At 65.4% G+C, this 13,910-nt stretch carries 13 protein-coding genes; 7 read left to right on the plus strand and 6 right to left on the minus strand.

Annotation, left to right across the window (positions count from 1 at the left end):
* The 3 genes from ACRCSW_RS17155 to pyk form a co-directional block, all read right to left on the minus strand.
* On the minus strand, positions 1-116 hold a 116-nt coding region (locus ACRCSW_RS17155), incomplete at its 3' end, for a large ribosomal subunit protein bL35 (protein ID WP_438706876.1).
* 166 nt (positions 117-282) lie between these two features.
* Positions 283-507, minus strand: a complete 225-nt coding sequence (locus ACRCSW_RS17160; RefSeq protein WP_438706864.1) for a hypothetical protein — start codon at positions 505-507, stop codon at positions 283-285.
* Between the two features lie 33 nt (positions 508-540).
* Entirely contained in the window at positions 541-1,986 is a 1,446-nt protein-coding gene (gene pyk / locus ACRCSW_RS17165) for a pyruvate kinase (RefSeq protein WP_438706865.1), read from the minus strand.
* Between the two features lie 194 nt (positions 1,987-2,180).
* Here pyk and ACRCSW_RS17170 point away from each other — a divergent pair, with 194 nt between their 5' ends.
* A complete protein-coding gene (locus ACRCSW_RS17170) occupies positions 2,181-2,915 on the plus strand; it encodes an N-formylglutamate amidohydrolase (protein WP_438706866.1) in 735 nt (244 codons plus the stop codon).
* Between the two features lie 32 nt (positions 2,916-2,947).
* On the opposite strand, the gene ACRCSW_RS17175 is transcribed toward ACRCSW_RS17170, so the two are convergent.
* The gene (locus ACRCSW_RS17175) at positions 2,948-3,487 is read right to left on the minus strand and encodes a hypothetical protein (protein ID WP_438706867.1); all 540 of its coding nucleotides are present in this window, start codon (positions 3,485-3,487) and stop codon (positions 2,948-2,950) included.
* A 167-nt stretch (positions 3,488-3,654) separates the two neighbouring features.
* On the opposite strand from ACRCSW_RS17175, the gene ACRCSW_RS17180 reads away from it, so the two are divergent.
* The 6 genes from ACRCSW_RS17180 to ACRCSW_RS17205 all read left to right on the plus strand — a co-directional run bounded on the left by ACRCSW_RS17180 (position 3,655) and on the right by ACRCSW_RS17205 (position 11,696).
* A complete protein-coding gene (locus ACRCSW_RS17180; protein WP_438706868.1) occupies positions 3,655-4,617 on the plus strand; it encodes a LysR family transcriptional regulator in 963 nt (320 codons plus the stop codon).
* Between the two features lie 45 nt (positions 4,618-4,662).
* Positions 4,663-4,977, plus strand: a complete 315-nt coding sequence (locus tag ACRCSW_RS17185) for a DUF1244 domain-containing protein (RefSeq protein WP_438706869.1) — start codon at positions 4,663-4,665, stop codon at positions 4,975-4,977.
* Between the two features lie 57 nt (positions 4,978-5,034).
* Complete coding sequence (gene trhA / locus ACRCSW_RS17190; RefSeq protein ID WP_438706870.1) at positions 5,035-5,685, plus strand: PAQR family membrane homeostasis protein TrhA; 651 nt, start codon at positions 5,035-5,037, stop codon at positions 5,683-5,685.
* 159 nt (positions 5,686-5,844) lie between these two features.
* Complete coding sequence (locus ACRCSW_RS17195; protein WP_438706871.1) at positions 5,845-7,023, plus strand: aminotransferase class I/II-fold pyridoxal phosphate-dependent enzyme; 1,179 nt, start codon at positions 5,845-5,847, stop codon at positions 7,021-7,023.
* A gap of 7 nt (positions 7,024-7,030) precedes the next feature.
* Positions 7,031-10,003, plus strand: coding sequence for a DNA translocase FtsK 4TM domain-containing protein (locus ACRCSW_RS17200; protein WP_438706872.1), 2,973 nt, complete (start codon positions 7,031-7,033; stop codon positions 10,001-10,003).
* Between the two features lie 220 nt (positions 10,004-10,223).
* Positions 10,224-11,696 (plus strand): serine/threonine protein kinase, encoded by a 1,473-nt coding sequence (locus tag ACRCSW_RS17205; protein ID WP_438706873.1) that lies wholly within the window; start codon positions 10,224-10,226, stop codon positions 11,694-11,696.
* A gap of 17 nt (positions 11,697-11,713) precedes the next feature.
* Here the strand turns inward: ACRCSW_RS17205 and ACRCSW_RS17210 are convergent, their stop codons facing one another.
* Complete coding sequence (locus ACRCSW_RS17210) at positions 11,714-12,538, minus strand: acyltransferase family protein (protein ID WP_438706874.1); 825 nt, start codon at positions 12,536-12,538, stop codon at positions 11,714-11,716.
* Between the two features lie 256 nt (positions 12,539-12,794).
* On the minus strand, positions 12,795-13,910 hold a 1,116-nt coding region (locus ACRCSW_RS17215), incomplete at its 5' end, for a D-amino acid dehydrogenase (protein WP_438706875.1).

Raw genomic sequence — 13,910 nt, forward strand, 5'->3', positions numbered from 1 at the left:
TTCGTCGTGCGCTTGATCATGCCGTGCCGCTTGCCGGCAACGCCAGCCTTGGCCCGACCGGAGGCCGTGAAGCTGAAACGCTTCTTCGCCGCCGACTTGGTCTTCATCTTGGGCATTTCCATCTCCGTGGTTTCAGGCACGACTCGGCATGCCACTTTGGCCGGCCGTGCGGGTAACGAAGCCGCCCCTATAGGGGCAGCGTTCGGCGATGGCAAGGGGCTGAAAGCAGTGGCCACTACCGAATGTGGACAGACTGCAGATACTCGCCCCGCCGGTCTGCGTTCAGTTGAACAGGCGCCCGACGACCTTGACCATGGCGCCCGGAACCTCGTTGAAGGTGTAGCCGCCCGGCTTGGTTGTTACCGCTGTTATGACCATCCCGGCGGCCACGATAACCATGATCGCCCCGATCCTGGGGGCCCGGCCTTCGACCCAGGCAGACAGCAATGACGGCACGGACAGGACCAGAAGCACGATCCCAAGCGTAAGTAGCAGATCCGTATCCACGAAGCCCCCCGGCCGGTTACCCTGGCGGCGAGTTTACTCAGGGTCAACGCGTGAAATCAACCGCTCGTCGCAGGGCGCGACCCGCAGGATGTTCGTCGTGCCCTTCACGTTGAACGGGACCCCTGCGGTGACCACGATCTGGTCTTCCTCGGTCGCGAATCCGTCGGCCCTGGCCGCGCCCACGGCGGCAAGCACTGCGCCCTTGAAGCGGTCCTGTGGCGGGGTGATCACGCAATGCGCGCCCCAGGTCAGCGCCATCCGCCGTGCAGTCGACATAAGCGGCGTCAGCGCGATGATCGGCACGTGCGGCCGTTCCCGCGCCACCAGGCTTGCCGTGGTGCCGGTCTGGCTGAAACAGCAGATCGCCTTGATGTTCGTGGCTTCGGCAATCTCGCGCGCCGCCGCGACGATCCCGTCGGCGATGGATTCGCGCCGGACCACGCGGCTGGCCTCGATCACCGAGCGGTAGGTCGGGTCCTTCTCGACGCTCATCGCGACCGCGTTCATGGTCGAGACCGCTTCGACTGGATACTTGCCAGCCGCCGATTCCGCCGAAAGCATGATCGCGTCGGCGCCTTCATAGATCGCGGTGGCAACGTCTGACACCTCGGCCCGCGTCGGGACCGGGGCCTCGATCATCGACTCCAGCATCTGGGTCGCCACGATCACCGGCTTTGCCGCGGCACGCGCACCGCGCACCAGCCGCTTCTGGATCGGCGGAACCGACGTCACCGGCAGTTCGACCCCCAGATCACCGCGCGCCACCATGATCCCGTCCGAGACCTGCAGGATCGCGTCATAGGCCTTTACCGCAGCCGGCTTCTCGATCTTCGACAGGATCGCCGCGCGGCCCCTGGCGAGGCTCCGTGCTTCGATCACGTCCTCGGGCCGCTGGACGAAGGAAAGCGCCAGCCAGTCGACGCCCAGCTCGCACACGAACTCCAGGTCGCCGCGATCCTTGTCCGACAGCGCCGCCACCGGCAGCACCACATCCGGTACGTTCACGCCCTTGCGGTTGGAAATCGTGCCACCGACGACCACGGTGCAATCTGCAAAGTCCTTGCCGCAGGCGTTCACCGTCAGGCGGATCTTCCCGTCATTGACCAGAAGCGTGGCGCCGGGCTCAAGCGCCGCAAAGATTTCGGGGTGCGGCAGGTTCACCCGCTTCGCGTCCCCCTCAGCGGTCGACAGGTCCATGCGGAAGGCCGCGCCCTCGGCCAGTTCTTCCTCGCCCTTGGCGAAGACGCCAACCCGCAGCTTCGGCCCCTGAAGGTCAGCGAGGATACCGATCGGACGGCCCAGATCGGCTTCGACCTTGCGGATGATCTGGTGGCGCTTGCGGATGTCGTCATGCGCCCCATGGCTCATGTTCAGGCGGAACACATCGGCCCCGGCTTCGAACAAGGCACGGATCATCTCGTAGGTGCTGGATGCCGGGCCAAGCGTGGCCACAATCTTCACGTTGCGGTGGCGGCGCATCGCCATCCTCCTGCTTCAAATTTCGGTTCATGTGGGCCGCGTGCGTTATGGCGCAATCCGGATCGTCCCGCAACGCCCCGATTGCCATTCTAACCGCTCTTCGTGTCGCTTCGCTCGCTCATCGCTGGAATCCCGCGAGGATCGACCGTAAGGGAGAGAGGAGCAGTCCCCGGAAAGCCGCAAGGAAACGAGGCGTGGCATTCACGATTGACGGAGAGCACCGCTCCGGACGCTGGCTGGTCACCTGCGACCACGCCTCGAACCATGTGCCGGACTGGGTGAATGGCGGGGACCTTGGCATTCCGGCTGCTGACATGGCCCGCCACATCGCCTGGGACGTGGGCGCCGCCGGGGTCGCCCGCGAACTTGGCCGCCATCTCGACAGCCCGGTGATCCTGTCGGACTTCTCGCGCCTTGTGATCGACCCGAACCGGGGAGAGGATGACCCGACCCTGGTCATGCGGCTTTATGACGGCACGATCATCCCGGCGAACCGCCATGCGGGCCCTGACGAGATCGAGCGACGCCTCGACCGCCTCTATCGCCCCTATCACGCCGCCTATGCCCGGCTTGCGGCGCTGAGGCCCGATCGGGTGATCGTCGCGGTCCACTCTTTTACGCCCGCCTTGCGCGCCCGCCCGCCACGCCCCTGGCATGTCGGCGTCCTGTATTCGCACCTGGACGAACGGTTTTCCCGCCCGTTGATCGCGCGCCTGCGGGAGGAGTCCGACCTGTCTATCGGTGACAACGAGCCCTACTCGGGCCACCTGCCCGGCGATGCCATCGACCGCCATGCCTTGCGCCTTGGGCGGCAGAACACGCTGGTCGAGGTCCGGAACGACCTGATCGGGACGGCGGCCGAGCAAGCCCACTGGGCCGCCCGGCTCGCCCCGATCCTGACCGCTGCCCTCTGCGACGCGGAAGCATAGGGGCTCTAAAGCCCCCGCACCACAGGGACGGGTCAGGCGGTACTAGCGCCTGACCCGGCGTTGGGAGACCGAAAGCCAAGCAGATCGACCAGGATGATGACAACAAAGAGCACCATCCCAAGGAACGCCAACAGCGAGCCTCCGATAGCCAGCGGCGCGACACGATCATCGCCGCTGTGCAGATAGATCGCCAGGCCCCCGCTCAAGCTTAGCCCGCCCACGGCACCTGCGATGACCTGCGACCAGCCAAGCCAGCCGCCCACGCGCCCGACGCTGCGATGGTAAAGCCCGTAAAGCGCCATTGTGACCCAGCCGAGCAGGTTAAGGTGGGCGTGGGCCGGGGCAAGCGTGAAATCCTGCGCGATGCCCATGACGATGCCCATGGTCATGCCGGTCAGGGCCGCCAGCCCCGCCACGATGAAGCAGAAGTCGCTGGTGCGCATGGTCTTGCCCTTTCGACGGGCTCTCTCCGGCGTCCGCGCGCCGGATTGCGTCTGTTTCGTGCCCGGCGCGATCTCACGGCCGGGCACGTCGATGGTGTAGGGGGAATAGTCGGGTCGGGTCAGGCGCATCTGAAGTGCTCCAGAAACGTCAGAGCGGCGTCTGCCCGACCAATCAATACTTGAATCCAAAGTTCATGAGGAAATAGCTGCATTCCAAGTTCCTTCGTTCTGAAAATGTGGTGCGGTGTTCCCTCGCACTGGTCGCATGCTGAATCCAGTGATATGATTTCAGCGATATGCTGAATCAGATTGATCTTTCCCGGACCGACCTGAACCTTCTCGTCCTGTTCGAGACGGTTCTGGCCAAGGGCCATGTCGGTCACGCTGCAGCGGTCCTCAACCTGTCCCCCTCGGCGGTCAGCCACGGGCTCGGGCGGCTTCGGCGGCTTCTGAACGACCCCCTGTTCCTGCGCACCCCCCGCGGTGTCACCCCCACCGACCGCGCACTTGAGCTTTCCCCCCGGATCGCGGAAATCCTGCAAGGCGTGCGCGGCGTTCTCGGCACTGCCGAGCCTTTCGACCCCGCCACTTCGACCCGCCGCTTCCGGATCGGCACGCCGGATTCAGCACTTGCGGTCCACGGCCCGCTTCTGGTGCAACAAGTGGGGGCCGAGGCGCCCGGCGTCGGGCTTTCGCTGCTTCACATCCTGCCCAACTTCCGCACCTCACCCGGCGAGGGCGCCTTCACCCATGTCCTCGACCAGCTCGATGACCGCAGCCTCGATCTCGCGGCAATCCCGCAACTGGCCGAGACACCGCTGCCGGCCCGGTTCCTGGCCCGATCCCTTGGCGGCGACCGGCTGGTCGCGGTCTGCCGGCCCGACCATCCGTTCGCCCGCGCCCCATCGCTTGAAACCTACTGTGACGCCCGGCATGTGTTCATGTCGCTGACCGGCGACAGGACCGGAGTGATCGACACGGTGCTTGCCCGAATGGACCGGCAGCGCGATGTCATCACAACCGTGCCGAATGCGATGCTGGCGCTTCTGATGGCCGCATCGACCGACCTTGTCGCGGGGGTGCCAAGTAGCCTTGCCGAAGGCCAGGCCGCCCGCTTCGGGCTGGTCGCAAATCCGCTTCCGTTCGATCTGGACCTGACGCCGCTTTATGCCGTCGTCACGCGCGCCGCGCATTCCGACGCCGGGATTGCCTGGCTCCTGGACCAGGTCACCCGCGCCATGTGGCTTGGCCCTGCTTGACGCGGTCCCAGGAAGCACCCAGTTCTGTCGGGAAAGGAGACGCCGATGAACACGCCCATCAGCACCGAGCTTGAAGCCGCCACCTTCCGCGCGCTGATCCATCACCTGATGGAACAGCGGCCCGATGTTCAGAACATCGACCTGATGAACCTTGCGGGTTTCTGCCGCAACTGCCTGAGCCGCTGGTACCAGGAAGCCGCCGCCGAACGGGGCATCGAGCTGACCAAGGACACCGCGCGCGAGATCATCTACGGCATGCCCTATGCCGACTGGGTCGCCCAGAACCAGTCTGAAGCCGATGCCACGAAGCAGGCGGCGTTCCAGAAGGCCTTCGCCGAAAACGTCAGCCAGAAAGACTGACCCCGCCCACTAAGATGTGATCTCTCACGGGGGCCGATCATCTGCTAGCATCGCCTGATGCTTCTCGCCGCCCGCCACGACTATTCCCGCGCCGAGCGCCTTAGCGACGCCGCAGTCCACCTCCTGGGCATCGTCGCGGCGCTGATCGGCGTGCCGGTCCTCATCACCCTCGCCGTGGTCTTGCGGGGCGACGCGCCCGCCGTCCTGTCGACCACGCTTTACGGTGTCGCGCTGGTGACGATGCTTGTCTTCTCGGCGCTCTTTCACATGACGACGCACCCGCGTCTTCGGCGCATATTCCGCAGCCTCGACCACACCGCGATCCTCTGCCTGATCGCCGCGACCTACACGCCCTTCGTCCTCCTCTCCGGCGCCGAGGTCGGCTGGCTGCTGGCGGGCCTTTGGGCCGCTGCGCTCACTGGCGCCGCCATCCGCGCCTTTGCGCCCGACCGGCTGAAACCGGCCGCCATTGCCCTGGCCCTTCTGATGGGCTGGGCGGGGCTCATCGCCGGGGGCGAGCTTTTTGCCGGTCTCTCGACCGCCGTGATGGTGCTGATCACGATCGGCGGCATCCTTTACACGCTTGGCGTGGGCTTCTGCGTGCTGGAGCGGCTGCCGTTCCACTACACGATCTGGCATGTCTGCGTGCTTGCGGCCAGCGCGGTTTTCTACGCCGCCGTCACCGTGCAACTGGTGCAATCTGCCTGAAGGCGCGGCGCTCAACACTGCCCGTCCGCGAATAACTGCCAAATTGCCACAAGCCCCTCGCGCAACCCGCTCACCGCGCAGGGTTTTTCTGGACCTCACGCGCGCGACTGGTTATCGTTCTGGGAAATGGGGCGAATAGACCCCGACTTTGAGGCAGTAATGGCGTTTCCTGAGCGGTTTTCGAACCTGCCAGATTATGCGTTTCCGCGCTTGCGGAAGCTTCTCGATGCGCACGCCCCCGGCGGCGAACCCATTGCCATGACCATCGGCGAGCCGCGCCACCCCATGCCGGACTTTGTGGGTCCGATCCTTGCGGCCAACCTTTCGGGCTTCGGCGTCTACCCCCCGAACGACGGCACGCCCGAGCTTCTGGCGGCTATCTCGGGCTGGATCGCGCGGCGCTATGGTGTGACCGTAAGCGAAGACCGCCTGATGGTGCTGAACGGCACGCGTGAAGGCCTCTTCAACGCCTGCATCGCCCTTTGCCCCGAGACGAAGAACGGGCAGAAGCCCGTCGTCCTGATGCCAAACCCTTTCTATCAGGTCTACGCCGTGGCCGCTCTGACCGTGGGGGCCGAGCCGGTCTATGTCCCCGCAACCGCCGCCACCGGGTTCCTGCCCGACTACGGCAGCCTGCCCAAGGACGTGCTGGACCGGACGGCCCTGGCCTACATCTGCTCGCCCGCGAACCCGCAAGGGGCGGTGGCCTCCGCCGACTACCTCGCCGACCTTCTGGCTCTGGCGGAGAAACACGACTTCCGCGTTCTGGCCGATGAATGCTATTCCGAAATCTGGCGCGACACGCCACCGCCCGGACTTCTACAAATCGCACATCAGGAAGCGGCTGACCCTGAGAGGGCACTCGTCTTTCATTCCCTTTCCAAACGCTCGAACCTGCCCGGTCTGCGGTCGGGCTTCGTCGCCTCAGGCCCCGAATGCATGACCCGCATCCGCAAGCTTCGCGCCTTTGCTGGTGCTCCCCTGCCTCTCCCCCTCCAGCGGGTGGCCGAAGCCGCCTGGGCCGATGAGGCGCATGTCGACGCGTCCCGCGCGCTTTACCACCGCAAGTTTGCCGACGCCGACCAGACCTTCAAAGGCCTGCAGGGCTACCAGCCCCCCGGTGGCGGCTTCTTCCTTTGGCTGCCGGTCGAGGATGGCGAGGCAGCGACCATGAAGCTTTGGTGCGAAACGGGGGTCCGGGTTCTCCCCGGTGCCTATCTTTCGCGCGAGGTCGGGGGCCAGAACCCCGGCAAGGGATACATCCGCGTAGCGCTGGTCGCTGCGCCAGAAGAAACTCAGCGCGGGCTCACGCTTTTGCGCGATTGCATTTACGGGTGAGGTAGGAATGGCTTCTCTACAGGCGCGGCAGCGCGAACCGCTTCTGGACCAGGGCACGCAGGCGATGCTTGAACGCCGCGGGCGTGAGCTTCTGGGCCTGGTGCTGATCCTTGTCGCCGCAGGCTTCGCCATGATGCTCTGGACCTACTCGCCCGAGGATCCCGGCTGGATGGTCGCGACCGAGGAACCGGCACAGAACATCTTCGGCCGCTTCGGTGCGGCCCTCGCCTCGACGCTGATCATCCTGATCGGCAAGGGCGCCTGGACGATCCCGATGATCTTTGCCGCCTGGGGCACGCGCTTCATGCTGCACCGGGGCGGCGAGCGTGCGGTTGGCCGGGTTGTCTTTGCCGTGATCGCCGTCGCCTTTGCCGCCGTCCATTGCGCCACGCTGGTGCCGGGCGATGCCTGGACCCATACCTTCGGGCTTGGCGGCCTTTTCGGCGATACCGTCCTTGGGTCTCTGATCGGCGTTGTCCCCGGCTCGGCGGGCTTCGGGCTGAAACTGATGTCGCTTCTGACCTTTGCGGGCCTTATCGCGATGATGCTCTTCGTCACCGGCTTCAACATGGCCGAGCTGAAGGCGACCCAGCGCTTCCTGATCCTTGGTTCGATCATGGGCTACACCGCACTGCGCCAGGTGGCCGGTTCAGGCGCCCGCGGCGCGCTCCATGGCGCTATTGCGCTGCAGGATCGCGCCCGCGCCCGCGCTGCCGCCAACTCTTCCCTTCCGCGCGATGCCGCCGTCTATGGCCGTGACGCGCCCGTCTCGCGCCGGATGGTGCCGCCGGTCACCGGCAGCATGACCCCCGAACCCCTGCGCGCAAGCACCGCCCGCGCGATGCCGCAATCGATGCGGACGGAACCCCGCGTCGCGCCCGTGCCTGCACCCGAGCCGGTCCGCGAAAAGCCCTCGTTCCTGTCCCGCCTGCGCCGCGCGTCCGCGCCGGAACCCGAGCCGGAGCCTGAGCTGATCGAAGACACGACGATGTGGGACCCGTCGGTGCCGCTGGAAGACCGGATCAAGGCGCGGATTTCCGACGTGATCCGCACCCGGGTCAAACGCTCGCCCGACTTCCCGGTGACGCCCGCGCCCCTGCCCCCGGCAGCGCGCGTCGAACCCCCAGTCGTGCGCCCACGCGGCCCGGTCGCGCTGATGGCCGACACCCGCCCCCTGCCCCGCACGGCCACCCCGCCCCTGACGGCCCCGCAAAAGGCCTGGGAGCCGGAGGTCGAAGACGACGACCTGTCAGCAACTGCCTACGTGGAGGACACCGCCTGGGACGATCAGGCAGATGAACTTGCCGACTACCCGCTCGACGAGCTGGAAGACGAACTGCCCCCCGGCCGCCCCATGGCCTTCACCCCGGACCGCCGCGGCGTGGTGCAGCATGCGCACAAGAAGGCTTCGCCCTCGCGCCAGGCCATGGCCGAAAGCCAGCCCGGCCTCCGCTTCGAAGACAAAACCCCGGCCTACGAGCTTCCGCCCCTGAACCTCCTCTCCACCCCGGTCGCCATCCAGCGCAGCCAGCTTTCGGATGAGGCACTGGAGGAAAACGCCCGGATGCTGGAGTCGGTCCTCGACGACTACGGCGTCAAAGGCGAAATCACCGCCGTCCGCCCCGGCCCCGTCGTGACCATGTACGAACTGGAACCCGCCCCCGGCCTGAAAGCCAGCCGCGTGATCGGCCTTGCCGACGACATCGCCCGCAGCATGTCCGCCCTCTCCGCCCGCGTCTCCACCGTCCCCGGGCGCAGCGTTATCGGAATCGAACTCCCCAACGCCAACCGCGAGAAGGTCGTCCTGCGGGAAATCCTCTCGGCCCGCGACTTCGGCGACAGCCAGATGCGCCTGCCCCTTGCGCTTGGCAAGGACATCGGCGGCGACCCCATCGTCGCGAACCTGGCGAAGATGCCCCACCTCCTGATCGCAGGCACCACCGGCTCGGGCAAATCCGTCGCGATCAACACCATGATCCTCAGCCTCCTCTACAAGCTCACGCCCGAGGAGTGCCGCCTGATCATGATCGACCCGAAGATGCTGGAACTTTCCGTCTACGACGGCATCCCGCACCTCCTCTCCCCAGTCGTGACCGACCCGAAGAAGGCCGTCGTCGCCCTGAAATGGGTGGTCAGCGAGATGGAGGAGCGCTACCGCAAGATGTCCAAGATGGGCGTCCGCAACATCGAAGGCTACAACGGTCGCGTCCGCGAGGCGCTGTCGAAGGGCGAGCTTTTCAAGCGCACCATCCAGACCGGCTTTGACGAGGAAACCGGCGATCCCGTCTTCGAGACCGAGGAGTTCGCGCCCGTCGCCCTCCCCTACATCGTCGTCATCGTCGACGAGATGGCCGACCTGATGATGGTCGCCGGAAAAGAGATCGAAGCCTGCATCCAGCGCCTGGCCCAGATGGCGCGGGCGTCCGGCATCCACCTGATCATGGCCACCCAGCGCCCCTCGGTGGACGTCATCACCGGCACGATCAAGGCCAACTTCCCGACCCGGATTTCCTTCCAGGTCACCTCGAAGATCGACAGCCGCACCATCCTCGGCGAACAGGGCGCCGAACAGCTCCTCGGCGCGGGCGACATGCTTTACATGGGCAACGGCGCGCGGATCACCCGTATCCACGGGCCCTTTGTCAGCGACGAGGAGGTTGAAGAGATCGTCAACCACCTAAAGTCGTTCGGCCCCCCCGTCTACATGTCCGGCGTGGTCGAAGGCCCGGAAGACGAGGTCGCCTCCGATATCGACATGGTCCTGGGCCTCGGCTCGGGCGAAGCGTCAGACGATGCGCTTTACGACCAGGCCGTGGCCATCGTCGCCCGCGACCGCAAATGCTCCACCTCCTACATCCAGCGCAAGCTTGGCATCGGCTACAACAAGGCCGCCCGTCTGGTAGAGCAGATGGAGGACGAAGGCGTCGTCACCCGCGCCAACCACGTCGGCAAACGCGAGATTCTGGTGGAGGAGCGGTAGGCCGATGCCCCGCCAGGCCCTCTTGCCTGACTGACAAAACCAAGCCGTTGCCCCCAGGCAACGGCTTTTCAGTTCGTTACCCCCGCCACAAACCTGCCTTAATCACGCCCGAATGTCGCCACAACCTAAAGTTGTATTTGACGTCCGGATTTCGCCACGGAATCGACACCGTGGCGAAGCACCGTACCGAGTTCTTCTGAGGGGGGGTCCTTAGAATACCATGGCATTCGATACGTATGAGACGCTGACACAGACCGAAGGCGGCGATGAGTTGCTACCAGGCACCTCGCTGTTCTACGGCCAGTACGAGATCACCCGCTTCATCAACAGCGGCGGGTTCGGGATCACCTATCTTGCGCGCAACAGCGTCGACCGCGAGGTGGTGATCAAAGAGTGCTTCTCAAGCAGCTTCTGCCGCAGGACCCAGTCAAGGGTCAGGCCCCGGTCGAAGAACACCGAAGGCCATATGGACAGGATCGTCAAAAGCTTCCTGAACGAGGCCCGCTGCCTTGCGAAGCTCAAGCATCCGAACATCGTCGGCGTCCACCAGGTGTTTGAGGACAACGACACCGCCTACATGGCGATGGACTATATCCGCGGCCACGATCTCCAGGCGATCATCGACGAAAAGAAGGTCGATCTGAAGCCCGACCAGATCGTCGCGATCGCCGTTAAGCTGGTCTCTGCCATCGCCTACGTGCATGACAATGACCTTCTGCACTGCGACATCTCGCCCGACAACATCTTCGTGACCCCCGAGGGCGAACCGATCCTGATCGATTTCGGCGCAGCCCGCAGAAACGCGGTTGGAGCCGAGCAGATGTATTCCGGCCTGAACGTGGTCAAGGATGGCTACTCCCCGCACGAGCTTTACGCGACAGGCGGCAACAGCGGACCGTGGAGCGATGTCTACGCGCTCGCAGCCTCGCTTTACCACGCGATCAGCGGCCAAGCGCCGCCCAACTGCCAAAGCCGCCTTGCCGCCCTGGCGATGAAAGAGACCGATCCCTGCAAGCCGCTGGCCGGATCGGTCGAAGGCTACCCGGCTGACTTCCTTGAAGCCATCGACAAGGCGATGTCGGTCTTGCCAGTAGCGCGCTTCCAGTCGGCCAAAGACTGGGCGAAAGCCCTGCCCCAGCTTCCGGAGCGCGGGGAAAAGCGGGTGCTCCTGCTGCGCCGGGTACTGCCGCAGGACGCTGCCAATCCAGCGCCGGTCGTCGCCAACGCCCCCCCGGAAGTGGCCCCCATCGCCGCCGCTGTCGAGCCCGCTGTCGTAGCGCCCGTCGCCCCCCAGTTGGAACGCCCTGCCTCAGCGCGCAGGCCAACGACACGGGTTGCGGATGTCGACATCTCGGGGCTTCGCCGGATCAGCGGCTTCATCGGCGGCTGGCTGGTTGATGGCCAGACGGGCTTTATCCTGGCTGGCGAAAGCGCCCAGGATGGCGTCGATCTTGAAGCCACAATGACGGCTAGCATCGCGGTCGCGCGGGCCAACCTCGATGTGCTCCGCCGCGTCGAACTGGACGACCCGATCGACGACATCCTCATCACGCGGGGCCGGCAGCTGCATCTGATCCGACCCCTGGAGCAATCGGCCAAGGTCTTCATCTGCGTCGCGGTGGACACGGAAACGGCCAACCCAGGCCTGGCCCGGGTTCAGCTCCGCCGGGTCGAGCAGGCGGTGCGGCTCTAACGCCGCAACCGGCCCTTCTAGAACGCCAGGCGTCCCTTGCGGGACGCCTGCACCCCTGTCTCGATGAGCTGGGCCAGAATGACGCTGCCAACCAGCGAGAACAGCCCCAGCTCCACCCAGGTGATCCGCAGCGACTGGCCGACAATGATGACCAGCGGATGGCCCAGGTAGATCCAGACCGACAGCCGCGCGCACCAGGCGGACACCGCCGTTGCGGGCAGGTGATTGGACAGGATCACCAGCGCAAGGGCCGTTCCGACCAGGATAGTGATGTTGTCCTCGGACGGTCGGCCCAAAAACAGGATCAGCGAGCTTCCCACCAGCGTCGTGATCGCCAGACGCCACCCCCACGAGAAATAGGCGATCCCGACCAGCACGGGGATCAGCCCGAAGGCCCATTGCGCAAAGGGCACGGTCTGCGGCGTGCCATTCAGCGCAAACATCGTTGCCGCCAGCAGCGCCGCCCCAAGCGACGCGAGCGGATGCTGGAACCAGGGCGACAGAAGTGCTGCAAGGAAGGCGAACGGCAGAAACCACAGATGAACCCAGGTGCCGGTCAGCAGCATATGCCACTCCCACCAGCCGAAGATCGGGGCCTGATTCTTGACAGCGAATGCAATGTGGACGACCGCATAGACCGCCGACCAGATCAGGAAGGGCAGAAGCAGCCGCTGCGCCCGGGCAGCAAGCGGCGCCGTTGAAGGCATCGACAGAAGGACCAGGAAGAACGGCAGCGCAGCGTAGGCAATCCGGGTGCCGGGCACGTCCATATGAAACCAGACGATAGCCAGGGCAGCGGCGAAGCGGCCGTAATCCACAAGCCCGTTGCGCGCTTCCTTCACGACCGCTTTCCCCAATCCGCAGCCTGCTGTTCCGGCGTCTCCGCTTAGGAGTTGGTCGCAAAAACGACCCTATGTTCATTGCGTAGCGCCCGTCTTCAGTTTTGTCTACGGCGAGGAAATGTCGGGACGATTTCAGCCAGCAGCATGTGGCAGACCAGACGCGGATGCCCACGCCGCAACTGGTTACCAAGCCCCTAATGGAAAATGGCGCTGCTCAATGGTATCAACATGTTGCGTGGCTGTCCCACAGTGGGCATCACGCCGGAACCGGCACTCCGCCACCCGAACGAACGCCCTTGCGCCCTTCCCTCACATAGCGGGAATACCCAAGGTCCCGCGCCTCGATCTCAGCCCTCCGGCCCGAGACGATATCGGCCAGCACCCGCCCCGATCCCGCCGCCATGGTCCAGCCCAGCGTCCCGTGGCCGGTATTCAGGAACAGGTTCCCGATCGGAGACCGCCCTACTACCGGAGTCCCATCCGGGGTCATGGGCCGCAGGCCGCACCAGAACGACGCGCGGGACTGATCCCCCGCCCCGCCGAACAGATCCTCGACCGAGTGCGTCAGCGTCGCCTGCCGCTTGGCCTTCAGGCTCATGTCGAACCCGGCGAGCTCTGCCATGCCCCCCACCCGGATCCGGTCGCCCAGCCGGGTGATCGCGATCTTGTGGGTCTCGTCCATGACCGTCGAAACCGGCGCGCGGGCCTCATCCACGATCGGGAGGGTGATCGAATAGCCCTTCACCGGATAGACCGGCAGCCTCATCCCCAGCGGCGCCACAAGCCTCGGCGAGTACGACCCCAGAGCCACCACGAAAGCATCCGCCGTGACCCGGCCCTCCGATGTCCGCACCGCAGCAATCCGGCCCGCATCAGCTTCCAACCCGTCGATCCCCACGCCATAGCGGAAGGTCACGCCCAGCCCCTCGGCCATTTGCGAGAGGCTTTGGGTGAACTTGAAGCAGTCCCCCGTCTCATCCCCCGGCAGCCGCAACCCGCCGGCAATCTTGCCCTTCGACCCCGCGAGCCCCGGTTCCGCCGCCACGCAAGCATCGGCATCCAGCACCTCGAACGGCACCCCGTCGGCCTTCAGAACGGCGATGTCCTTCTCGGCCGCCGCCACCTGCTTTTCCGTCCGGAAGAGCTGCAGCGTCCCCTGCGTGCGCTCGTCATACGAAATCCCCGTCTCTGCCCGAAGCTCGATCAGGCAGTCCCGCGAATACTCGGCCAGCCGCACCATGCGCGACTTGTTCACCGCATAGGCCTCGGCCGTGCAGTTCATCAGCATCCGGGCCATCCAGGAAAGCTTCGTCCAGTCCATCTTCGGCTGGATGATCAGCGGCGCATGTTCCATGAACATCCACTTCAGCGC

Source organism: Tabrizicola sp. (assembly GCF_051645465.1).
GTDB lineage: Bacteria > Pseudomonadota > Alphaproteobacteria > Rhodobacterales > Rhodobacteraceae > Tabrizicola.